Annotated in this window: 19 protein-coding genes; 5 read left to right on the top strand and 14 right to left on the bottom strand. The window is 46.2% G+C overall.

Annotated elements, in window-relative coordinates; all coding sequences use genetic code 11:
• Positions 1–28: 28 nt before the first annotated feature.
• From BZA03_RS13290 to BZA03_RS13275, 4 genes are all read right to left on the bottom strand, one after another.
• On the bottom strand, positions 29–1,471 hold the full coding sequence (locus tag BZA03_RS13290) for a DUF3300 domain-containing protein (protein WP_110289029.1): 1,443 nt from the start codon (positions 1,469–1,471) through the stop codon (positions 29–31).
• Between the two features lie 135 nt (positions 1,472–1,606).
• On the bottom strand, positions 1,607–2,221 hold the full coding sequence (ribA, locus tag BZA03_RS13285; protein ID WP_014947836.1) for a GTP cyclohydrolase II: 615 nt from the start codon (positions 2,219–2,221) through the stop codon (positions 1,607–1,609).
• A 132-nt stretch (positions 2,222–2,353) separates the two neighbouring features.
• Positions 2,354–5,200, bottom strand: a complete 2,847-nt coding sequence (locus tag BZA03_RS13280; protein WP_258364642.1) for an EAL domain-containing protein — start codon at positions 5,198–5,200, stop codon at positions 2,354–2,356.
• Positions 5,201–5,288: 88 nt separating this feature from the next.
• Positions 5,289–5,606 carry a hypothetical protein gene (locus tag BZA03_RS13275; protein WP_110289028.1) on the bottom strand — a complete coding sequence of 106 codons (318 nt, stop codon included), beginning with the start codon at positions 5,604–5,606 and terminating at the stop codon, positions 5,289–5,291.
• A 105-nt stretch (positions 5,607–5,711) separates the two neighbouring features.
• Between BZA03_RS13275 and BZA03_RS13270 the strand changes: the two genes are divergently transcribed.
• Positions 5,712–6,380: a glutathione S-transferase gene (locus BZA03_RS13270; protein ID WP_039226895.1), complete on the top strand. Its 669-nt coding sequence runs from the start codon at positions 5,712–5,714 to the stop codon at positions 6,378–6,380.
• An 83-nt stretch (positions 6,381–6,463) separates the two neighbouring features.
• On the opposite strand, the gene recQ is transcribed toward BZA03_RS13270, so the two are convergent.
• Positions 6,464–8,305, bottom strand: coding sequence for a DNA helicase RecQ (gene recQ / locus BZA03_RS13265; RefSeq protein ID WP_110289027.1), 1,842 nt, complete (start codon positions 8,303–8,305; stop codon positions 6,464–6,466).
• 213 nt (positions 8,306–8,518) lie between these two features.
• Here recQ and BZA03_RS13260 point away from each other — a divergent pair, with 213 nt between their 5' ends.
• The 3 genes from BZA03_RS13260 to rarD all read left to right on the top strand — a co-directional run bounded on the left by BZA03_RS13260 (position 8,519) and on the right by rarD (position 11,599).
• Positions 8,519–9,031, top strand: coding sequence for a thioesterase family protein (locus BZA03_RS13260; protein ID WP_014975344.1), 513 nt, complete (start codon positions 8,519–8,521; stop codon positions 9,029–9,031).
• An 86-nt stretch (positions 9,032–9,117) separates the two neighbouring features.
• Positions 9,118–10,455, top strand: coding sequence for a magnesium transporter (locus BZA03_RS13255; protein ID WP_014977961.1), 1,338 nt, complete (start codon positions 9,118–9,120; stop codon positions 10,453–10,455).
• Positions 10,456–10,684: 229 nt separating this feature from the next.
• Positions 10,685–11,599 (top strand): EamA family transporter RarD, encoded by a 915-nt coding sequence (rarD, locus tag BZA03_RS13250; RefSeq protein ID WP_014947843.1) that lies wholly within the window; start codon positions 10,685–10,687, stop codon positions 11,597–11,599.
• Positions 11,600–11,665: 66 nt separating this feature from the next.
• Here rarD and BZA03_RS13245 read toward each other — a convergent pair whose 3' ends face one another.
• Both BZA03_RS13245 and uvrD read right to left on the bottom strand, forming a co-directional pair.
• The gene (locus BZA03_RS13245; protein WP_110289026.1) at positions 11,666–12,943 is read right to left on the bottom strand and encodes a diguanylate cyclase; all 1,278 of its coding nucleotides are present in this window, start codon (positions 12,941–12,943) and stop codon (positions 11,666–11,668) included.
• Positions 12,944–12,985: 42 nt separating this feature from the next.
• Positions 12,986–15,157, bottom strand: a complete 2,172-nt coding sequence (uvrD, locus tag BZA03_RS13240) for a DNA helicase II (RefSeq protein WP_110289025.1) — start codon at positions 15,155–15,157, stop codon at positions 12,986–12,988.
• A 463-nt stretch (positions 15,158–15,620) separates the two neighbouring features.
• Between uvrD and cysE the strand changes: the two genes are divergently transcribed.
• Entirely contained in the window at positions 15,621–16,427 is an 807-nt protein-coding gene (gene cysE / locus BZA03_RS13235) for a serine O-acetyltransferase (protein ID WP_110289024.1), read from the top strand.
• Between the two features lie 97 nt (positions 16,428–16,524).
• Here cysE and BZA03_RS13230 read toward each other — a convergent pair whose 3' ends face one another.
• The 7 genes from BZA03_RS13230 to BZA03_RS13200 all read right to left on the bottom strand — a co-directional run bounded on the left by BZA03_RS13230 (position 16,525) and on the right by BZA03_RS13200 (position 22,933).
• Positions 16,525–18,033: a diguanylate cyclase gene (locus BZA03_RS13230; RefSeq protein WP_110289023.1), complete on the bottom strand. Its 1,509-nt coding sequence runs from the start codon at positions 18,031–18,033 to the stop codon at positions 16,525–16,527.
• A 168-nt stretch (positions 18,034–18,201) separates the two neighbouring features.
• Positions 18,202–18,942, bottom strand: coding sequence for an HAD-IA family hydrolase (locus BZA03_RS13225; RefSeq protein ID WP_110289022.1), 741 nt, complete (start codon positions 18,940–18,942; stop codon positions 18,202–18,204).
• A gap of 20 nt (positions 18,943–18,962) precedes the next feature.
• Complete coding sequence (gene xerC / locus BZA03_RS13220) at positions 18,963–19,883, bottom strand: tyrosine recombinase XerC (protein ID WP_014947848.1); 921 nt, start codon at positions 19,881–19,883, stop codon at positions 18,963–18,965.
• 5 nt (positions 19,884–19,888) lie between these two features.
• On the bottom strand, positions 19,889–20,584 hold the full coding sequence (locus BZA03_RS13215; RefSeq protein WP_014947849.1) for a DUF484 family protein: 696 nt from the start codon (positions 20,582–20,584) through the stop codon (positions 19,889–19,891).
• Entirely contained in the window at positions 20,581–21,411 is an 831-nt protein-coding gene (gene dapF / locus BZA03_RS13210) for a diaminopimelate epimerase (RefSeq protein ID WP_110289021.1), read from the bottom strand. The genes BZA03_RS13215 and dapF overlap by 4 nt, the downstream gene beginning before the upstream one ends.
• A 35-nt stretch (positions 21,412–21,446) precedes the next feature.
• Positions 21,447–22,697, bottom strand: coding sequence for a diaminopimelate decarboxylase (gene lysA, locus BZA03_RS13205; protein WP_039226879.1), 1,251 nt, complete (start codon positions 22,695–22,697; stop codon positions 21,447–21,449).
• Positions 22,697–22,933 carry a lipoprotein gene (locus BZA03_RS13200; protein WP_014975353.1) on the bottom strand — a complete coding sequence of 79 codons (237 nt, stop codon included), beginning with the start codon at positions 22,931–22,933 and terminating at the stop codon, positions 22,697–22,699. The genes lysA and BZA03_RS13200 overlap by 1 nt, the downstream gene beginning before the upstream one ends.
• Positions 22,934–22,944: the final 11 nt, after the last annotated feature.

The following is a 22,944-nucleotide window of genomic DNA, read 5'->3' as shown; positions in this document are numbered from 1 at the left end:
GATAGGAAACTAACGCTCTAATTTAGTGCTAACGCAGCGTCTTCTCAGTTCGTCCCTGCTTTATCGTCCTGTTTCTGCTTGATTCAGAAGTCTTAACTTGAGCACGGCTAACTGAAGAAGTACTCGCCCGCTCAATTCGTCTTGGCTTACTGCTCTCTCGAGCCACCGGCTTGTTTTGCGGACTCGTTCTTTCAAATCGCTCTCGATTTATGTTTTGTTTAGCTGGGCGTTTTAGCGTGTTTTCTCTATTAGCATATCGCTTCGACTCTGACGGCGTTGATATCCGAGCGGGTTTGTCCCGCTTTAACTGGCTTAGCGTCCGGTCTCTAGTCGGCTTCTCGCTTCTGCTCGCCGCTTGATTGCGTTTTAGCGCGTGCTCAATTGATTGTTTGCGGCTTACCGAGTCTTGTTTGTTCTGAAAACGACTTTCTCTAAGTGGCGTTACCCGTTTTGGCTCAATAGCGCGTCTTACGATCTTGGTATTTTCCGTGCGCGCAATGGGTCTTACGGTATTTTTGTCGTTGTGGCGTTTCGATGTGTTTATCGTGCTAACGTGTTTATTAGACAAGTGCTTTGCCCGCGACACACCCGCATGTTCATATCGCGAAGGCGCATTGTGAACTACTCGAGTAGAGTAACGCGCACGACGATGCACCGTGTTGTGTTCCCAACGACGATAGTCTCGGCTTATCACGCGTTTTCTAGGGCTACCGTGATAATACCGGCGTACAGGCTCGCGGTGAATAACCACATGGCGGTTATGCCAGTGCACGCTACCAAAGAAAAAGAACGTAGAAAGATGGATGCTTGGAGACCAATAGACATTGCTATGATGATGATAGCTTACGTGATGACGCCAGCGAACTGGTGAAGTTGTGTGCCACCAGTGACCGTACACAACATGAGGGTCGTAATAAGGCACATACACCACTTCCCGCTGACGGGGCTCAATGTAAATTATTTCGCGAGTAGGCTCACGTTCCCGTTCAACTTCAATGTAGTCATTGGTCACCAGATTGCCAGTGTTGAGGGCGTGTTGTCGAAGCACCTGCACGCGGTCTAGCACACGGCTTTGATCAATTAATACGTTATCACCAAGTTGCTGTAACCACTGAAGATCATTCGCCATGGTGCTGAGTAAGTCGGTGAACGGAGCAAGTGCTTTTACGCTAGGATCCCAGTTAACACTCGTCAGCACATTTTCGACCTGTTCCGGGGTTAAATGCTTGTTGCTTTGGCGCCAGCGGTCGGCTGCAACTACATCAAGCGGATAGGTAGCCGCAATCAGTATGTGAGTAAGCAGGGTATCAGGATAAAGCGCAATGGGCGCAAGTACACTGTCTAATTCAGCGTCAGAATATTGCTGCGTTGACGCAGAAACATGTGCAAGGTTGGCGTTCGACTGAGCGATGGCAGGTAGCGCTGAAACACTAGACAGTGCGACAATCACAGATAAGGTTATGTTTTTCATACATTCTCCTTAGCGCATGAGCAACGGCTTTTCGCGCGCTAAATGGTAAGTCTGTATACGTTATAACCAGTCTATGATTAACCCAAGCTGAATAGAAAACGTCCACATTGGTGTGGGCGTTTTTAAGGAACTCGTCTATTTGAAAACGTGGGGGTCGAAAGCGTGCCCAAGCTTTTCTGTTTTCGTCTTTAAGTAATGCTTGTTGTCTTTGGTGATACCGTGGTCAATAGGCTTACGTGCAACCACGTCTATACCAAGCGCTTTTAGTGCAGCCAACTTTTTCGGGTTGTTTGTCATAAGCTCAACATGCTTCACATTCAGCGTATCTAGCATCAGCTTGCAGATATCGTAACTTCTTAAATCGGCGTCAAATCCAAGATGTTCGTTAGCTTCTACCGTGTCCATGCCACTATCTTGAAGGTTGTAGGCGCGAATTTTATTTAAAAGACCAATACCGCGACCTTCTTGGCGAAGGTATAACAGCACACCGTGACCATTATCGACGATATTTTGCATGGCTTTTTCTAATTGAAAGCCACAGTCACAGCGAGTGCTAAATAAAGAATCGCCTGTTAAGCATTCTGAATGGATACGAATTGGCACTACGTCGTCTTCTTTCCACTCTCCATAAGAAAGGGCAACGTGTTCTTGGCCGCTGGCTTCAACAAAGCCGTGTATTTTAAAATCACCCATGCGAGTGGGTAATTTTGCGGTACTGACATATTCGTATTTAGGCTGTTTGCTACTCATGTTACTTCTACACTTTGGACAGTAGGCAATAAGTGGGGATGACTTCTTTTTTTGCAAGTCTACCATTTTATTATACGCGAGTTGACGCTAGTGCTATCACTTTTTTCGTAAGATGTATATTAAGTGCAGTTATTAAAGTGGGGTAAACTCTCGCAGCGGGGCAGGCTTTGCAACGCTATAGCCTTGGGCAAAATCAACGCCCATTTTGCCAAGTTGTGCCATGGTGCCTTCATTTTCAACGAATTCCCCAACGGTTTGCATACCCATGGCTTTCGCTACATCATTGATTGACGCAACCATAGCCGTATCTACACTGTCGTTCAGCATATCCTTGATAAACATACCGTCAATCTTTACCTGATTAACCGGCAAGCTTTTGAGGTAACTGTACGAAGAGAAGCCGCTACCGAAGTCGTCTAGGGCAAACGAACACCCAAGGCGATTAAAAGTACGCATAAAGGCAAGGGTGTCCTCCATTTTTATAATCGCTACCGACTCGATCACCTCGAAACAAATCTTGTTGTAAGGAATATTAAAGGTTTCGAAAGCGTTTAAAATGAATAACGTAAAATCTCTGTCTGCTAATGAATGGCAGTTAAGGTTTATACTGCATCGCCTTAGTTCAGCGAGATGTTCAGGGTTTTCAGACAGCCATTTGAACGTATTTGTGACTACCCATTTGTCGACATTTACATTCATTTCAAAGCGCTCGGCCGTGGGTAAAAAATTAGCGGGCTCAACAATTTTTCCGTCTTTTTCCCTTAGGCGCAATAGCACTTCATAATAGTGACCATCGCTGGCTTTGCTCAAAGGTCTTAAAGACTGGTAATAAAGTTCAAAGCGCCCTTCTTCCAAGGCGTTGTTTATAGAAGAGACCCAGTCCAACTCACGCTGATAGCGCTGCATGCTCTCGTCATCTTTATTATATCTATGCACCTGATTTCTGCCTTGCTCTTTGGCAAAATAACAGGCGGCGTCAGCCATACTTAAATACTGCCCTGAGCTAACGTTACTATCGTCGCACACAACCATGCCAATACTTACGCCTAAGTTGAATATTCGGTTATCCCACATGAACCGATAGGCCTGTACTGCATTGAGAATTTTCACTGCATTGAGATAAACCGCATCAGCATCTAAATCTGAATAGATAACGCCAAACTCATCACCCCCGAGTCTTGCTAGCTGCGCGTTGGGTAGCAGCGTATTTTCAATCAGGCGGGCGACGTCTCTTATGAGTACATCTCCCGCTTTGTGACCGCAGGTGTCGTTAACGACTTTAAATCGGTCTAAATCTAAAAAGAGTAGGCACACAGGTAACGCGCTGTGGTTATGTACTTTTTCCTTGAAGACAGATTCAAATTGCCGTCTGTTGTATACGCCGGTTAGTGAGTCGTGAGTGGCCAAATACTGAAGGCTTAAATCGGATTGCTTTTTTTCCGTGATATCAATAATTGAGCCGTACAGGTAAGTTCCTTCATCGTTCTCGCGGATCTGGCAAGACAATGAAAACCAGAACTCTGTGCCGTCCCGACGTTTTCCCCGTATCTCTTTTCTGGTGACGTGGCCTTGCTGTGATATCTCACCTAACAATACATGTCTATCTTCTGGTGATGCGTAAAAGACTTTTGTGCTTGCCCCCTCGCTAAGCATTTCTTCCTCATTCTCATACCCAAACACCGTGCACATCGCAGGGTTAACTGAAATAAGCTTACCGTCCCAGGTTGATGTGTAGTGTCCTTCAGCGGAGTTTCGGAACAAGTCATAAAAGTGATTTAAGCTAGAAATTGTTTCAGCTTGAGAGGAGAGTTTATGTTGATTGAGTACCTGCTCTTTTGTGATGACCGCAAATCCAAAACACAGGAAACCCAAGGTTAAGAAAAACAGCATTCCCATCGCGACATCGACAGTATAAATAAGGTCGCTGAAAAGGTTTTGGGTCACCAAAGCGTAAAACGCAAAGAAAGATAGCCAGGCCAGAATATAAGTGGTGCCGACAACACTACTGCCTTTGTCTTTAAAGATAAGAGCAAGGGTAACGTGATACAAACCCATCGCCGCAGTGAGTATAAGCAGCGTGATTGTGACCATATAAGCATTTACGGTAAAACAGTAAATGGTAGCAGCAATAGGTAGGGCATAATTTAGCAGTCTTAAAACAAAAGGCACACGAGAGAACAGGTGATGAGTCACTTTTCCAATACACAGTAGTAATACGCCGAAGCATACGGCGTAAAAATGCTCGCTGGCGTTAGTCAGGCTAGGCCAAAACGCGAGGCCACCCTCTGTAATGAACAATAATGCAATAAGCACCAATGACGACATGGTTAGCCAGAAGCGGGTAGGGATACGCTGATATAAGTAGGAAAAAAGAAAATAGAAAGCAATGAGTGCCATCACACCCGACACAGCACCAAGCAAAGTCAGCATATTAGTGTCGTGTTGAGCAAGCAGGTCTCGCTCCCATAGTGACATTGGAAAGTACTTTAGCCCCTCGTCTTTCACTGCGATTAGTAACCGAGCGTCTTGGTATGGTTGAAGGGTGAAAGCAAGCCTGATATTTGGAAGCGGTTGTCTTAACGAATAGTCACCTTTACCGGCTTGATAACGGTACGATTTTATAATTCGCTGGCTGCTGTCTAGAAGATAAATCTGCAAATCATCAACGTTTAGACGGTCGATATTAAGCACTAAGGGAATGGCACTATAGCCAGAGTGGACAAGCTCTGTTGAATACCACACACGTTCTGTTGAAGAAGCCGTTGCTGTTGGTGTTTTTGTGGAGCTTCCCGTCAATACATCAAAATAGGTTGCGCTATTAGGTGCAATTGATACCCGTGCATAATGGTTGATGATTTCCCTTTCGAAAGACTCATCGATAACAAGCCGCGGGCTGGCAAAGGCGTTTATGCTTAGAACCACCCAACTAATGAGCAAAGCTGCAACGTACTTTGTTAGCTGGGAGATTGGCACTAGCATGATCCTTGAAGCGCTAATTATGTGTTTTCTATAGAATAATACTAGTCTGTCCTAAAAGCCAAACAGAAAGAAAAAGGCACGGTAATACTTACGTGTTTTGAAGATACTGGTAGATCACATTCGGTGATTGTTGAGTGCCTACCGGTTCCAGCCATATCGCCTCGCAAAGCCACTCAATGCATAGTATGCATTGAAAATTTGTATTGCTGGATTGGGTGGTAACAAGCGCCTGAAAGCGATCGGCTCCCCAATCTGCGTCGGATAGTGAAAAGTGAAAAATTTCACAAAACTGCTCTGCCCACTGCTGAGTTTTAAGAGGCGTTAAAGGTAATGCAACGCGGATTTCTACGCTTTGTTCGTTAACCACGGCGTGCTGTTGAATGTCTTCTTTGGTGAGATTTTGCATAGAACTTATCAATTCGCTGGTTATTGTAAACCTGCTTGCTTTATAAAGTGTATATAGTACAACACAAAAACAATAGCGTTAATCTAAGCGTATTAAGGACGGGGTATGCTAACACTTCACCATTTAAATAACTCTCGCTCGCAGCGAATTTTATGGCTTCTTGAAGAGCTAGGCGTAGAGTACAAAATAGAATTCTATCAACGAGACAGTAAAACAAACCTAGCGCCGGATTCATTGCGCGCTGTTCATCCGCTGGGACGCTCTCCGGTGCTTACTACGCCGCACGGTGCTATTGCCGAGTCTGGTGCTATTGTGGAATACCTTGTTCGCCACCACGCCACAGACGCATTTTCTGTACCTCAAGACCCAGAGGCACTTCAACAGTATTGGTTTTGGCTGCATTTCGCTGAAGGTTCGCTAATGCCGCCACTAGTGGCAAACTTAGTGCTGGAGAAAGCGCGTCAAAAAGGTTCGAAGCCTTTCTTTATTAAGCCAATTACTAACAAGCTGATAGACGGTATTTTAAATGCCTATTATGGCCCTAATTTAGCGCAGAGCTTACGCTATGTGGAATCTTACTTAGCGAAAAATACTTGGTTTGCGGGTGACGCACCCAGTGGCGCTGATGTTCAAATGATATTTCCGTTAGAGTCGTTGGTAGCCAGCGGGCGTGCGAAGGACTTTACTGCCATTCAAGGTTACGTAAAACGAGTTCATGCCAGAGAAGCCTACAAAGCTGCGCTTGAGAAAGGGGGAGAATACGCTTACGCCTAGTGTGTTTATCTCTACTGCGTGCACTTTTACTTTGTGCAAACTGCGGTCAGCTGGAAAACAGAATCTAGTTGGCCTGCAAGCCCTCAGTGCTCTCGATTTATGTAATCATCAATAAGCTGGATAAAAGCCTCACCATAGCGTTCGAGTTTGGTTTGGCCTACGCCGCTTACATCAAGCAAGGTGTTGCGCGTAGTGGGGAGTTTACACGCCATATCCACTAAGGTGGCGTCACTAAATACCACATACGGCGGCACTTCATTTTCTTCGGCCAACACTTTGCGTAAGTGCTTAAGACGGGTGAACAACGTTCGGTCGTAGTTAGCAGGCGCTTGTTTTGCTTTTTTCTTGTCGGGCTTAAATTCAAGTCGCGGAACGGCAAGCTGAACCGCTACTTCACCTTTTAGCACAGGCCGAGCGGCCTCGGTTAAGCGCAATGCGGCATGGGCGGTAATATCAACGCGTATAAGGCCTTTATGAACAAGCTGGTTGATAATGTTGTGCCAGTAGCTATCCGATTTATCTTTACCTATGCCGTACGTGGAAAGCTGGTGGTGACCTGCTTCCTGAAGGCGCCTAAGCTGCTTGCCTCGCAAGACATCAATGACATACTGGCTAGAGGCTTGCTGTGAGAGCCGAAGTACACACGACAGTACTTTTTGTGCAATCACCAAACCGTCGATCATCTCAGGTGGGTCTAGGCAAATGTCGCAGTTGCCACAGGCGCTGTCACTGAACTGCGAAAAGTAGTTCAGGAGTACTTGTCTACGACAGGTTTGTGCTTCTGAAAAAGCTTCCATCGCTGCGAATTTTTGTAACTCTATTTGGTTGCGCTCGGCTATGTCCCCTTGCTCTATCCACTGTTTTACGCGGGCTGCGTCTTTTTCATCAAACAACAATAAAGCTTCTGACTCCAAGCCGTCTCGCCCCGCTCGGCCGGTCTCCTGATAATAGCTTTCAACACTGCGCGGAACATCGTGGTGAACCACATAACGCACGTTCGATTTGTTGATACCCATGCCAAAGGCAACGGTGGCCACCACAATATCAATTTTATCGTTAAGGAACTGGCGTTGTACCAGCTCTCGCTCGTCGTTGTCCATACCCGCGTGATAGGCCGCGCAGCGAAAACCTTGTCTGAATAATTTAGCGTGCAGGTCGTCGACTTTCGCGCGACTGTTACAGTAAATAATGCCGCTACCTTCTTGCTGTTTTACGTAAGCAACAACTTGATCAAAGGCTTTGTACTTGCTCATTACGCGGTAGCGAATATTGGGTCTGTCGAAGCTGCCTTTATAAACCAGCGGGTCGTTAAGGTTTAGCTGCGTCAGTATGTCTGCTTGGGTGGCCGAATCTGCAGTCGCTGTGAGTCCAATAACAGGAATAGAGGGGAAGCGGGATTTTATTTGCCCCAGAGCGCGATAATCCTGCCTGAAATCGTGCCCCCAATGGGAAACGCAGTGCGCTTCATCAATGGCAAATAAGGCAATGTCGGCGTGCGCAAGCGACTGCTGAAAATAGTACTGCATTAAACGCTCAGGCGACACGTAGAGCAAGTCGAGCTTTCCTGCTTGAAGTGCGTCATTTATGCGTGCTTGTTCGTCTGTTTCTAGCGTTGAATTGAGATAGGCAGCTTTTACGCCCAGCGCTTTAAGCTGTTCTACTTGGTCCTGCATAAGCGATATAAGCGGTGACACAACAATAGCGGTGCCTTGGCGCACTAACGCAGGAATTTGATAGCACAGCGACTTGCCACCACCCGTTGGAAGCAAAACAAGTGCGTCTTTACCTTCACATACTTGGTGAATGACTTCGCCTTGACCGTCGCGAAAAGCATCGTAACCAAATACATCTTTTAAGACGGTTTCTGGTGTTTTTACACGTTGCGTTTCTGGCGCTAATTCTGATGGAGCTATTGCAGTTGTCATGGCGCAGGATTTTACGCGTTTTTGGCGACGTCTTCACGGGGCAATTTAAAAAACTAGACTAAAATTCAGCGATAGTCCTGATCAGAGGGGCAGCAGCTCTTATAATTTATTTTGATTCAACATCATTGGTTGGATGAATTTCCGTCAAACTTACGTTCGGTAGTAATGTTGCTTATAAGCACATTACAAATATCAATTCATCAAGGAAAGCGAGTGGATAACAAAACGACTAATAAAGACGAAGCTAAGGGCAGCGAAACACTAAACCATGAACTAATGATTAAACATGTAATTGCGCTTTTTCGTGATACTATGCCGTTTAACCAGTTGCTGGGCTTGGAATTTGTTACTGAAGGAGAGGGGCTGGATACACAGGTCTCCCTGCACCTTGATTGGCAACCAGCGCTGACCGGCAATCCAATGCAAAAAATCCTACACGGCGGTGTAACAGCGACTATGCTAGACACCATCGGTGGTTTAGTTTCAATTGTAGAAACCATCAAACAAACCGCACGTGAACACCTTGCGGACCTTCAAGTTAGATTGCCCACCATGGGCACGGTCGATATGCGCGTTGACTACTTAAGGCCGGGAAGAGGCGAGCGCTTTGTTGCGACAGCCACGATTATACGCAAGGGCAGTAAATTAGTGGTTTGTAGAATGGAATTGCACAATGAAAAAGGCGATCATATAGCCTTTGGCACGGGTACATATATGCTGGGATAGCAGTGTCTTAATAGGTTTGCATCATCCCACAATGCCTGTTGTTACGTTGTGTAAAGGAAGTGAGCGGTATTAACGGGAGGTGTAGCATGGCAGAGCCATTACCAGATTTAATTGAAGAGATTGTTACCGAAAGTATGGGTGACGATCCGGCGACCTTGTTAGCCACCCTTGCGGGGCAGGACGAGGTATACATCGCATCACTGTTAGAATCGTTGCCCGTAGAAAAACGTTTGGCGGTATGGGAAGGCATTCCTCGCGACCGTAAGCTCGACGTATTGGTTGAGATGCGTAGCGACCCCCGTGAAATTCTTATCGACAATACGCCGCACGACGAATGGGCGTCTATTTTTGCTGATATTGACGCAGAAGATTTACTGGAACTACTCGATTCATTGCCAAAACGGCTTGTCGATATGGCCTATGAATCACTTGATTCTAAAGAGCGTAAGTACTTCAGAGAAGCGACACAATTCCCCGATAACCAAATAGGGCACTGGGTTAACCACGAGCAGTTAGTGTTACCTTCGAACGCGAAAGTGCGCGAAGGGCTACGCTTATTAAGACGTGACATACCTCAGCATTGTGACAGCATTTTTTTGGTGAACCGCTCAGGTCAATTTTCCGCGCTGGTTAAAATTAGCCACCTCTTCAATGCGCAAGATCACGTGTCGCTATTCGACTTGTCAGAAGAAAGTGTGACGACCATTCAAGGGGCTGACGACACTATGAATGCGTCGCTACTTGTTCAACGTTCTGGGCTTGCGTCGCTGCCGGTAGTTGACGAAAACAACAAGCTTCTCGGCCGATTAGATGTAACCTCTGCAAGTGAGTTGGTCAACGAGTTTTACGAACGCCAAGTGATGGCTTCGGCCGGTATGGATGAGGACGAAGATTTATTCTCGCCTGTGGCCAAAAGTGCGAAAAATCGTGCCCTTTGGCTTGGCATTAACTTGCTTACCGCATTTTTAGCCTCGTGGTTTATTGGATTGTTCGAAGGCACCCTTCAACAAGTGGTTGCCCTTGCGGTACTGATGCCGGTAGTGGCAAGTATGGGAGGTATTGCAGGTAGTCAAACGCTAACCCTGATTGTACGCGGCTTGGCGTTGGGGCAGGTCACGCCTGCCAACTTACGGGCGCTGATGGTGAAAGAGCTTAAAGTAGGCGGCGTTAATGGCGTGATTTGGGCCTTGGTAATTGGCGTTGTTGCTTATTTCTGGTTTACCGATGCCATGTTAGGGTTGGTTATCTGTTTGGCCATACTGTTCAACATTGTAGCCGCCGCACTTGCAGGCGTGTTTGTACCTGTAATATTGGACAAGCTGAAAATAGACCCAGCACTGTCGGGGTCGGTCATTTTGACTACCGTAACCGACATTGTAGGCTTTGTAGCATTCTTAGGTTTGGGCACACTGTTTCTGCTGTAGCACCATTCCCGCGATAAACCTTGTCCTGTTTTTTCATGACGAACGCATCTTAGGCCCCATTGAATGAGCACATTTAGTGGGGCTTTTTCATTTTTTGTTAATTGCGTTTCATTAATTATGCCGCTTGTTACACGTCCTTTGCCGCATTGGAAACCGTTAAGGGTTGTGAATTCACCTAACCTGATAAACAATACGCGCCTTCTTCCCCCGAATTTCGTTGGAGTCAGTCTTGTCTAAGCAAGCCAGTGCCGCTCAAGTCGGCGTTATTTGTGCAATTGCCGCATATAGCATGTGGGGTGTCGCACCTGTTTATTTCAAACAGTTGATGGTATTGCCGGCTGCTGAAATCCTGATGCACAGGGTAATTTGGTCTGTGGTGCTTTTGGTTGGGCTTATAGCCGCGCTAAAGCAGTGGCCCAAAGTGGGCGCCGCCTTTCGCAATAAGCGCGTTATGCAAATTTTATTCGTTGCAGGGTTGTTACTCGGGGCGAATTGGCTCTTGTTTATTTGGGCAATTAATAACGACCATATTCTTGATGCAAGCCTTGGCTATTACATCAACCCTCTTATCAACGTATTTTTAGGGCGACTTTTCTTAGGTGAGAGGTTGCGTAACTTACAGCGTGTAGCCGTTGGGCTTGCCGTTATTGGCGTGGCTATTCTTATTTTCTCTTATGGCCACGTGCCGTGGATTGCCCTGGTGCTTGCGGGAAGTTTTAGTGTGTATGGCTTATTGCGAAAGCAAGTGGCTGTAGACTCGCTACCCGGCCTATTCATTGAAACTTTAATGCTCTCGCCATTCGCTATTATTTACTGGGTCTTCTTTGGCTCTGAGTACAGTAACTTATTTAATAACGACGCCACGCTAAATACCCTTATTTTAGCGGCTGGCATTGTAACTACCGCGCCACTACTTTGTTTTACCGCTGCAGCAAGGCGCATTATGTATTCAACGCTGGGCTTTTTTCAGTACATTGGCCCAACGCTTATGTTCATTCTGGCGGTTTACCTGTACGGCGAACCGCTTGAAGAGTCGCGCTTGGTGACCTTCGGCTTTGTGTGGTTTGCGCTTATCTTGTTTAGTGCCGACTCGCTAGTTAATTACCGCAGTCAGCGTAAAGCGCGAAAGCTAGCGGTGGAGTAGGGGCTTTTGCGCACAAGTCTTTATTTAAACGTCGGACAGCTAAGCGGCGGTTGATTGAGTGAAAAGCTAAAGCAGTGAAGCTTGCTCTTGCTGAGGAACATCTGGTGGTTCGCACTTCACTTGGTTACGCCCACTATTTTTGGCGGCATAAAGCTGCTTGTCGGCAAGGCTTAGTAGCTTATCTACGCGCTGAGTGTGGGCGCCACTTACCCCAATACTGCAGGTCACTTTGATGTCGCTTTTAGGCAGTTGAATAATTTCCGCTTCCACCACTTTTCTGAAATCCTCTAAGCGTTCACACGCCTTTTTTAAAGGTGTAGATGGCATATAAATACAAAACTCTTCACCGCCAAACCGGGAGATGATTTCATCTGGGAAATAAAACTCGATAAGCGCCGCCAGGGCTTTTAGCACAATGTCACCGGCGTCATGGCCATGGGTATCGTTTATCGATTTGAAAAAATCGAGGTCAATAAGGGCTAAGGCGTGATCTTCAGATAAGTTTTGGTGTTGTACGGTAACCATGTAGAAGAAATGGCGCCTGTTAGGCAAACCTGTTAAATAGTCGGTGTTGGCCACACGGCGAATTTCTTCAACGCTCTCAATATATTCCACGTTCTGCATTACCCGACACAAAAACTCTTCATGACAGTAGGGCACGCGTAAGAAGTCATTTGCACCACTTTTAATGAAGTGCGCAGACATCAACATGCCTTTGCCTCCGGCTACCCCCATAATGGCAAGTTGTTCTTTAGAGAAAGCTTTCCTTAAACTGGCAACAAAATGCGTGCCTGTCATATCAGGCAAGGTGTTGTCGGTGATAACAAGACGTACGTTTTTATGTTCAGACAAGCATTGCATTGCGTCTGTAGCCGTTAAGCATTCAAATGCAATAAAGTTATGACGCTGAAGTAATGAAACCGTTTTTGAGCGCAAAACCCGGTTAGTACTTACCACCACGACCCCTGTGGACTTGTTCTTCTCCAACCGGCTAATAAGGCGATTTAAGTAGTCGTAATTTTGTGAATTTTCTTTGGGGATGTAATCGACAACATCCCGTTCAAGGACTTTATCGCGAATAGCGCTGTCTAAACTTTCCGTAGTTGCGATGGTGGGTATGAAAGACTCAACAGTAAAATCAATAGCTTCGCCCTTTGGCGCATCGGGCAACGAATAGGCTACGATGGCACATAAAAAGGTTTCCGGCATGTTTTGCGAAAACCGTGCTTTGCCTTCTGTCAGCGACGTTGCGCCAACGGGGGTAAGACCTGCCCGGCGTACTAATTTCGCTATAAGTTCAAGGTTGCCTTCACCATTTTCGATGATCAGCACGTGTTGCTGCATACATTTCAACTTAGGTTTAGGCTACCTTGCCTATTAATAATGTTACGCTTTCTCCAGCTTTGCGTAAGCAAGTACCAGCCATTTGCTGCCAAATTCGTCGAAGTTTACTTGAACTCGACCGTGCTCACCACTCCCTTCGTAGTTAAGTACGATCCCTTCGCCAAATTTACGGTGTACAACTCTCTCACCTAAACTAAAGCCCGTTTCTTCAAAACTGGCGTGCGACGTCGCTTGGCTAAAGCGGTTGTGCACGGGCCGCGAAATAGTCGATTTCAGCCTAACCTCTTCAACGCAGTCTGCTGGCATTTCGCGAATAAATCGAGAAGCAGTATGATACTTATCTTGGCCATAGAGTCGACGACTTTCTGCATAAGTAATATACAACTTTTGCATTGCTCTGGTCATACCAACATAGCAAAGTCTGCGTTCCTCTTCCATTCGACCTGGCTCGTCGTTAGTCATTTGGCTAGGGAACATGCCTTCTTCTACACCTGCTAAGAATACCAGTGGAAATTCAAGGCCTTTGGCGGTGTGAATGGTCATCATCTGCACGGCATCCTGGTCTTTATCCGCCTGGGTTTCACCCGCTTCCAGCGACGCATGGGCTAGAAAGGCTGCCAGAGGCGACATTTCTTCGGCTTCTTCAGGCACGATAAAGGTTTTACATGCAGTAACCAATTCTTCCAAGTTTTCTAGTCGTGCTTGAGCCTTTTCTCCGCGCTCTGCTTGGTACATGGCGTACAGACCAGACTGGCGAATAGCTTTATCGGCTTGTTGGTCAAGGGGCTCATCTAACGTGGATTGCTCTAGCTCAGTAATTAGCAACACAAAGCTTTGCATAGCGTTTAGCGCGCGGCCTTTAAAGCCACCTTCATTAATGAGCAATTGACACGCCTGCCACATTGAACAGTCGTGCATTCGCGCGGTGTCGCGCACTTGCGATAAGGTTTTCTCACCAATACCGCGACTTGGGGTGTTTACTACACGCTCGAAAGCCGCATCGTCGTGCGGGTGGCTCACCATGCGCATATAGCCAAGGGCGTCTTTAATTTCTTGGCGTTCGAAGAAGCGCAGACCGCCATATATGCGATACGCCAGTCCTTCGTGCAGCAAGGCTTCTTCCAGTACTCGAGACTGGGCGTTGTTTCGGTAAAGAATAGCGGTATCAGTGAGGGCGTTGCCTTGATTAAGCCAATCTTTGATTTTCGAAACAATAAAGCGCGCTTCATCTAGCTCGTTGAAACCCGCATATACAGAAATCAGCTCGCCTTGCGCGTCTTCCGTCCAAAGCTCTTTCCCTAAACGGCCCGTATTGTTGTCGATAACCGTGTTCGCCGCTTTAAGAATGTTTCCTGTAGAGCGGTAATTCTGCTCAAGGCGAATAGTAGTAGGCTCGTTGAAGTCTTTCAGAAAGTGCTGAATATTATCTACGTTCGCGCCGCGCCAGCCGTAAATAGACTGATCGTCGTCGCCAACAATCATAATGTTATTATTACCACCACTACACAGCATACGAAGCCATGCATATTGGATATTGTTGGTATCTTGGAATTCGTCAACCAACACTGCACGGAAACGACGTTGATAGTGGGCTAATACTTCTGGGTTTTTAGCCCATAATTCATGTGCGCGTAGCAACAGTTCAGCAAAATCTACCAAGCCTGAACGGTCGCAAGCGTCTTGATATGCCGCATAGACTTCGCGCATGGTCTTTTGAATATGATCGCCGTGGGTTTCAATGTGCTGAGGGCGCAAGCCTTCGTCTTTGTTGCCATTTATGTACCACTGAATTTGACGAGGTGCCCAATGCTTTTCGTCCAAGTTCATGGCCTTCAGAATGCGGCGAATAAGTCGATACTGATCATCCGAATCAATTATCTGAAAATTCTCAGGCAAGTTGGCTTCTGCATGATGCGCGCGTAACAGGCGGTGTGCAAGCCCGTGGAAGGTACCGATCCACATATTGTGCAGGCTGCGACCCATCAACGACTCTATTCGGCCGCGCATTTCTTTGGCTGCTTTATTGGTAAAGGTCACTGCCAAAATAGAAAAAGGGGCGATGTTTTCGACTTCCATTAACCACGCAATGCGATGCACTAATACGCGGGTTTTACCACTGCCCGCGCCAGCCAAAACTAGGGCGTTAGATAGTGGGGCTGCTACTGCTTCACGCTGTTTGTCGTTTAGCTCGTCTAGCAGTCGAGATACATCCATAGTGTGGTACCTGTTAGTTGATAGTGTTATACATTCAGCAGCGCGCTATTATGCCACCTGCCTGTTAATTTATACAGTCCAGTTTTTCCCTGTGAAGATAAACTTCAACGGCATTATACGTTCGTGTGCAATCATGATTTTAAGTATTAGTTAATGAAAGATACGAGCGCTCTGAACGTTCTATTAAATTAATGGAAGCACTCAGTTAGACGCAGCGAGAGAGCAGAGTGCTTTAACGATGTATACATGTACGATACGGTTATTAGCTATAACGAATTAATTCGATAAATTGATCGAATTATGCGCTTGGTCGGTATCACATCGGTATTGCATCACATCAAACTCAGGTAAACTTTTACGCGTTCCCTTTTGTCAGCATAGATATGCACAGCAAGGAACAAGTTTAGATTGCTTACCCAATTTTCTGATAGAACACAGCATTTTTATATAACGGGACATGCTCATGACCGCACTTACAACGCCCATCGATTTTTGGTTTACGCTAAAACAAGAAGCGCAAGTTGTTGCTGAAAAAGAGCCTTTGCTGTCTAGCTATGTGCATGCCAGTGTTCTTGCACATCACAACTTTGAATCGTCGCTTAGTTTTATTCTGTCGAACAAAATGGCAGACGACGTCATGCCTGCGCTCGCCATTCGTGAAGTTTTCGATGAAGCTTACTTACTTGAACCTGGCATCAGCGAAGCGGCTATTGCTGACATTCTAGCGATTAAGGCGCGGGATGCGGCGGTCAACGATTACCTTACTCCCTTACTTCACTTTAAAGGTTTTCATGCTGTGCAAGTACACCGCATGGCGCATTACCTTTGGGTTCATGGGCGTCATCAGCTTGCTTTATTCTTACAAAGCCGCAACTCGGCAAGCTTTGGTGTAGATATCCACCCTGCTGCGCGTATAGGTAAAGGCGTCATGTTTGACCACGCAACCGGCATTGTAGTGGGCGAAACTGCAGTAGTTGAAGACAACGTATCTATTTTGCAGAGCGTTACATTAGGTGGTACCGGTAATGAGTCGGGCGACCGTCACCCTAAAATTCGCCAAGGCGTGTTAATTGGCGCTGGCGCCAAGATCCTTGGAAATATTGAAATAGGTGAAGGCTCAAAAGTGGGCGCTGGTAGCGTTGTACTTAATAGTGTTCCAGCTCACGTTACTGTGGTGGGTGTTCCAGCTAAAGTGGTTGGGAGACCGGTTTGTCAAAGCCCATGTGAATCCATGCGCCAAAACGTACTAGAAGATAACTCCCACGTATAAAATTGGGGTCAGAGTACATTTCTGCTTTCGTAATAATGGGGTCAGAGTACATTTTTGTCTTCAGCGTATTTGAGCGATTAAATGTACTCTGACCCCATTATTTGAGGGTTATTGTGTTGCCGCCTTTTTCTTTTGATGCGTAGAGTGCGCGGTCGGCGCGCTGAATAAGTGTCTCGAGTGTATCGCTTTGCTGCATAAGAGTGACGCCGAAGCTCGATGATAATGACACGTCTGAAATAACGATTGCGTTTATTCCTTCACGTACTTTTTCCACCAAATTAAGGGCGTTTTGCTCGCTGATATTAGGCAGAAGCAGTACAAATTCGTCGCCGCCGAAACGGGCAAAAACATCCGCTTTACGCACAATATCCTTCGTCACCTGACTTAAACGGCGCAATGCGTTGTCGCCGTCTACATGGCCTAATTCGTCATTAATACGTTTAAACTTATCTAAATCAAACATAACGAAATAAAGCGAGCTTCCAGATTCACGGCTCTGAGCCATTTCAAGTGCGCTGCGCTGGGCCAAATACTCCCGCGTATAAGCTTGGGTTAAGGTATCCACAAAAACACGGTCTTTGAGCAGAGCATTGTCTGCTTGTAACTGAGGAATGGCTATACCAAACAACGCGTTGGCTGCAATAACGTTGAGTGCAAACTGATACACTTTGACGTAATCCATTAAGGCGAATATATGCACCAGCAAAACAATGCATAAGCTGCTTATTGCAAGGCTTATAACATTGCGCTTCGTACTTTCAGTACACGCTATCCACATGTGGGTAATGGCGAGAAAAAAGATAGCAAATGCACTATCACGGGACTGGGTAAGTTTTGCCAGTAACATGACGAATAGTATGAGGGCCAAATTGATTACCACTTTCTTAAAGTAGCTGTGTAAATCGGATGAAGCGCAGTTAGAAAATGCCAAGAGGTCTATTTTAGAAGCCGCACTTATTTTTACTAACAAGCCAGCAAAAAGAGGTGCAAGCACAACAACACCAGCCATATCCCCTATCCAAAAGGGCAGCATCGCATCTTTAATATCCGCCGCTGACATCTGATTAGTGAGAACAAGTGAACCAATGACAAGTTGCGTGGCAACTAACGACGAAATACAGCCGATAATTAAGAACGAGACAATTAATTGGGGTGTGGTGACGTCGGGTTTTCTCAATAGATGGCCGAGAACACTGGCTCCTGCATAGTAAGGAAGCATATGTGCAACGCCGAATAACACACCGCCCCACATCATTTCTACGTTACTTAACGGCAGCGAGTAGTTATGACCATTCCAGACGGTAATCGCAATGGCGGCCACCATAATAGGCACTACCGCGCGCCAACCTAAAACTAAGAAGCATGCAAGGGTGTAGCCTGCCGCAGGAAACCAAACACTGGCGTGTTCAGTGTATTCAACAATGCGTCCAATTTGCCATATGGCAATCCAAGACAAGATAATAAATACATCTTGATACAAGCCAGACAGTGGCTTAAACGGCCAAAAAGAGCGACCTGTCTCGGCATGTTCATGAACATTCGAGGTTGGCTTATCTACCTTGGACGCTTGTTGCGACCTTGACTTCGAGATAGCAGGTTTTTCCATGAGGACACAAAAACTACGACTTCAGTTTTCAGTGTATAACGAGTGAGCGTTAAAATCTATACGCCCTAAGTGCGGCTCTCTAGACCTTTAAGAATGCGGCTTACTTAAAGGTTAACATCCCGCAAAAGAATGAGTAGTAATGGTCTGTATTTTCGAGATAAATAGCGCCTAGACAAATTGAATAAGCTCTTCTAATGAATCAAGCTGAACGTGTGGAAGTACTGAAACGGGTTCAAATTTCAACTGCATTGGACGATTACATGCAAACCAAGCCGACTGATAGCCGGCATTAATGGCACCGAACACGTCTTTAATAATATTATCGCCCACATGTAAAATGTGCGACGGCGTTACCTTTACCAGTGAGGCCGCTTCATCAAACATGTTTTGAGCAGGCTTCATGGGCCGTTCCACACTGGCGTGTAAGATCGCCGTGAAATAACGGTCTAACCCTACTTTTTGCGCGTTTACATTGCCGTTAGTAATACCAACGAGCGGTAAATGCTGGCTAAGTTTATCGAGGGTGTGGTGAACATTACTGGCTAATGCAAAATCGCTTCTTGCGTCATAAAAACAATTAAAGCAGCTGTCTACAGCAGCACGTAATGCAGTGTCTTCTGTGGGGACTATTGATAACTGACTTGCTGGTGTGCCAGATAGTGCAGCGCTTAAAACAACGCGACGAAGCTGCCCCATATCAGAAGCCAACCGCGCGTCTTTGGCGATAGCCGCACGTTTAAGCTTTAGCCAATTAAGTGATGTTAGCTTGGCCGCATGTTTGTGATGTTCAGCAATATGCGCTTGAAGGGCTTGCTCTGCGCGTCGAATAATAGGTTCATTATTGTAAAGGGTGTCATCAAGGTCGAAGGTCATAGCCTCGACGTTATTGATAGACCTGAAAAACTGCATGGGGAAACCTTCTAGTAGCGTTATTTCTTATGTGCGCGAGGGTGAGCCGCGTCATAAACCTTAGCGAGATGCTGAAAATCCAGATGGGTATAAACTTGTGTCGTTGACAAGTTAGCATGACCTAATAGCTCTTGCACCGCACGCAAATCTCCGCTGGATTCTAATACGTGGGTAGCAAAGGAGTGGCGCAGTTTGTGAGGGCTTACTTTTTGTGACAGCGACTGTTCGCTTGCCATTTTATCGAGGCGATTAGCGACTTGTCGATTGGATATGCGGGTTTTGCGCTTACTCACAAAGACCGCACTTTCGTAAGGTGATGCGTAGGCAGGGCGTACCTTTAACCATGCGTTAAGTGCTTTTTGTGCGTGTCGGCCTAACGGAAGTATTCGCTGTTTACTTCCTTTACCCATGACCTTCACGGTACCGTCCTTTAGACAGTCGGCCAAATTAAGCCCAGTCAGTTCGCTCAAGCGCAGTCCACAGCCATAAAGTAGCTCAAACATAGCCACATCACGTAATTGCATACCCTCATCGTCGTCACTGCTTCGGGGGGAGGCATTAAGAAGCTGCTGCATTTCATCTACGCTTAGTTGCTTAGGCAATGGCTTCCCTTGTTTCGGAGCTTGAATACCCTCTACAGGGTTGCTGAATAGTTGCTGATGATCGATAAGATATTGGCAGAAGGTTCTAAGTGCCGATAGGCGCAATGCTATACTGCGCGGGCTGTGCCCTGACATCTTTGCATCAGCCATTACCCGCTTTATGTCGCTTGGCGTTAGTCCCGACCACTCGTAAAGCCCAAGTAACTTTGCAACTTCGGTAAGCTGGCGCTGGTAGTTTTTGATGGTGTGAAGAGATAACCCACGTTCTACCTGTAGATGTAGCAGAAACTTATCTAGCCATTGCTGGCAAGGCTCGCTTATCAATGCGTCCGTAGACACTACACCTAATATCCCATCATTTCAGGCAAGATGATATTAAGTACTTGCTGAAGCTGTTGAAGTAACAAGGTGTCCATATCTGGGGTGAAGTGGCTGGCGTCACTGCTGCTTATGCCTAAAATACCGAGTTCACGGTTGTCACCAAGCAGCATTAGCGCTACAGACTCCGCAGGGCTTTCTCCGAAAAGAAGCTGGCGTTCGTGCTGAGATAATCGACCGAAGAAAAAGTTGGTATTTTTAAAACGTTTTTCAGTAAATAAACGTTGCTGTAGTTCGGGGATCGCGTGCGGACCTTTAAAGCTTTTAATGACCGCCGACGACAATTGTAAACGCTCTTGAAGCACATCTTCCAAAGTAAACTGAACTTCGGCAACACTTTCACAGCGCAGAAGCTGCACGTTTAAATCGGTGTAAACGCGATATATTTTTTCGTTTTGTTTAGCGATGCTCACCAGCTGATTGAGTTTAAAATTAAGCTGCCTAACTTTCTTTCGAAGCTGATCGCTTTGAATTTCTACTAGTGAAACACTGCCTTTCTGCTCGTGGGGAAGCTTAATTTTTTCAAGAAGGTCGGGGTGCTCGGCAAAGAACTCAGGGTTTTGTAACAAGAACGCGCGCACATCGGCACTCGACAATTCCGTTGTGTCGTTAAATGGCTCAATCAATTGCGTAGCGTTAGACTGCCCTGATAATTCGCTCATAGATTTATATGTCCGTCGTACACGTGCTCAGCAGGCCCTGTCATTTTTAACACGTTATCTGGGCCAGGCCAGCGTATACGTAAACTGCCTCCGGGTAAGTCTACCCGCACATCTTTTCCTAATTTACCCTGAATCTGACCAATTGCAACCGCTGCACAAGCGCCGCTACCACAGGCCAAGGTCTCACCTGAACCTCGTTCAAATACGCGAAGTTTAATATGTGACTCATTGATTATTTGCATAAAGCCAACGTTTACGCCTTCAGGGAAGCGTTCGTGCTTTTCAACAAGCGGACCAATCTCGGCCACATTAGCAGTATCAACGTCGTCGACTTCCATCACGCAATGTGGGTTACCCATCGATGCCGCACCAATGAATAGCGTGCTCTCGCCGACTCGCAATATGTAGGTGTTTTCTTGCTTATTGGCTTTAAGTGGAATATTCGCAGGTTCGAATTCAGGTTTACCCATGTTCACAGTAACCTGACCATCTTTCTCAAGATACAGCACCATTTTTCCAGCTTTGGTGCTTACGACAATTTTGTTGCGATTAATGAGACCTTTTTGCTTAACAAAACGTGCGAAGCAGCGTGCGCCATTGCCACACTGTTCTACTTCCGAACCGTCCGCGTTGAAGATACGATAGTGGAAGTCTTGTTCAGGATCGTAAGGCGGTTCCACCATCAACAGCTGGTCGAAGCCAATGCCGAAGTTTCGGTTAGCCAGTTGCTGAATTTTTTCTTTAGAGAAAAAGACGTTCTGAGTAACGTTATCAATAACCATGAAATCGTTACCCAAACCGTGCATTTTAGAAAATTGAACCTGCATTAAACGCGCATCTATCTTTTTAGTTTGTCTCTAGTTTACGGAAGTTTGTACTCACCTTGCCAGAGATCTTTTTGTTTTTCTCTTTCGCGAACCACAATTGCTTTGTCACCGTCTACCATAATCTCGGCTGGACGACAGCGGCTGTTGTAGTTTGACGCCATAACAAAACCATAGGCACCGGCGCTGCGAACTGCAAGTAAGTCTGTTGGTTCAATGGCTAATTCACGATCTTTTCCTATAAAGTCACCAGTTTCACACACTGGGCCTACCACGTCGTAGATACGTGGTGTTGCCGTAGTTTCTTCTTTTACAGGAATAATTTTTTGCCATGCTGAGTAAAGTGCAGGGCGTAATAAATCGTTCATTGCAGCGTCGACAATGGCGAAGCTTTTTTCTTCACCTTCTTTAATGAATTCAACTTCGGTAACTAAAATACCAGCGTTTGCTGCAATAGCGCGGCCTGGCTCAAGAATAAGCTTTAGGTTTTCACGGCCTACCATTTTTTCAGCCATGGCTTGTGCATAGGCTTTAGGATGAGGTGGTTGCTCGTTGTTATAAGTAACGCCAAGACCACCGCCCACATCTAAATGTTCAATGATAATGTTACGTTCAGCTAATTCATCAATAAGCAAAAGTAGGCGCTCCAAGGCGTCTACGAATGGGCCGATTTCTGTGAGCTGTGAGCCGATATGGCAGTCCATACCAACAACATTTAAATGAGGTAGCGATGCGGCCAATTCATAGGTAGCAAGCGCTCGCTCACGGGCAATACCGAATTTATTTGCCTTCAAGCCTGTAGAAATATAAGGGTGAGTTTTGGCATCCACATCCGGGTTTATGCGCAGTGAAATAGGGGCTTTCGTGCCCATTTCGCCTGCAACCTGGTTAATTCGATGAAGCTCTGGCTCTGATTCTACGTTGAAACACATGATGCCTTGTTCTAGCGCATAGCGAATTTCATCATGCTTTTTACCAACGCCTGAAAATACTACTTTACTTGCATCGCCACCGGCCTCGATTACGCGAGCGAGTTCACCTGCTGAAACGATATCAAAGCCTGAACCTAATTTGGCTAGAACGCTTAATACACCGATGTTCGAATTCGCTTTTACCGCATAACACACAAGGTGAGGATGCTCACCAATGGCATCATTAAATGCGTGCCAGTGACGCTCTAACGTTGCACGTGAATAGATGTAAACCGGCGTTCCATGCTGGGCTGCAATATCAGAAACAGCCACTTGTTCAGCATGAAGCTGACCTTGGCTGTAGGCGAAATAATCCACTAGTTCAGCTCTCCAGAAGTAGTTGCGGGTGAAGTGTTATTGGTGTCAGAGTCGGCGCCGGTTTCTGCATTTTCAGAAGACGCTGGTTCAGCAGAGGTGTTTTGTGCAGGCGCCTCAGGAATGTAGAGCGCCCCTTTGTAACCACAGCCACATAATGCTGTGAGTGTTAGCAAGAAAACAACTGACTTTTTAAGCACGAAAAATCCCGCGAAGAATACGACAAATGCCGCTATCATCGCATTGCGGC

Source organism: Alteromonas sp. I10, assembly GCF_003201515.1.
Classification (GTDB): Bacteria; Pseudomonadota; Gammaproteobacteria; order Enterobacterales; family Alteromonadaceae; genus Alteromonas; species Alteromonas macleodii.
This window is presented reverse-complemented; position numbering and strand designations above follow the sequence as displayed.

Excerpts from the sequence above, each read along its gene's own strand:
- cysE (WP_110289024.1), top strand. The coding sequence starts at position 15,621 with ATGACCGCACTTACAACGCCCATCGATTTTTGGTTTACGCTAAAACAA.
- dapF (WP_110289021.1), bottom strand. The coding sequence starts at position 21,411 with ATGCAGGTTCAATTTTCTAAAATGCACGGTTTGGGTAACGATTTCATG.
- BZA03_RS13215 (WP_014947849.1), bottom strand. The coding sequence starts at position 20,584 with ATGAGCGAATTATCAGGGCAGTCTAACGCTACGCAATTGATTGAGCCA.
- ribA (WP_014947836.1), bottom strand. The coding sequence starts at position 2,221 with ATGAGTAGCAAACAGCCTAAATACGAATATGTCAGTACCGCAAAATTA.
- BZA03_RS13255 (WP_014977961.1), top strand. The coding sequence starts at position 9,118 with ATGGCAGAGCCATTACCAGATTTAATTGAAGAGATTGTTACCGAAAGT.
- BZA03_RS13270 (WP_039226895.1), top strand. The coding sequence starts at position 5,712 with ATGCTAACACTTCACCATTTAAATAACTCTCGCTCGCAGCGAATTTTA.
- BZA03_RS13245 (WP_110289026.1), bottom strand. The coding sequence starts at position 12,943 with ATGCAGCAACACGTGCTGATCATCGAAAATGGTGAAGGCAACCTTGAA.
- BZA03_RS13230 (WP_110289023.1), bottom strand. The coding sequence starts at position 18,033 with ATGGAAAAACCTGCTATCTCGAAGTCAAGGTCGCAACAAGCGTCCAAG.
- BZA03_RS13280 (WP_258364642.1), bottom strand. The coding sequence starts at position 5,200 with ATGCTAGTGCCAATCTCCCAGCTAACAAAGTACGTTGCAGCTTTGCTC.
- BZA03_RS13200 (WP_014975353.1), bottom strand. The coding sequence starts at position 22,933 with ATGATAGCGGCATTTGTCGTATTCTTCGCGGGATTTTTCGTGCTTAAA.
- BZA03_RS13290 (WP_110289029.1), bottom strand. The coding sequence starts at position 1,471 with ATGAAAAACATAACCTTATCTGTGATTGTCGCACTGTCTAGTGTTTCA.
- recQ (WP_110289027.1), bottom strand. The coding sequence starts at position 8,305 with ATGACAACTGCAATAGCTCCATCAGAATTAGCGCCAGAAACGCAACGT.
- BZA03_RS13225 (WP_110289022.1), bottom strand. The coding sequence starts at position 18,942 with ATGCAGTTTTTCAGGTCTATCAATAACGTCGAGGCTATGACCTTCGAC.
- uvrD (WP_110289025.1), bottom strand. The coding sequence starts at position 15,157 with ATGGATGTATCTCGACTGCTAGACGAGCTAAACGACAAACAGCGTGAA.
- BZA03_RS13275 (WP_110289028.1), bottom strand. The coding sequence starts at position 5,606 with ATGCAAAATCTCACCAAAGAAGACATTCAACAGCACGCCGTGGTTAAC.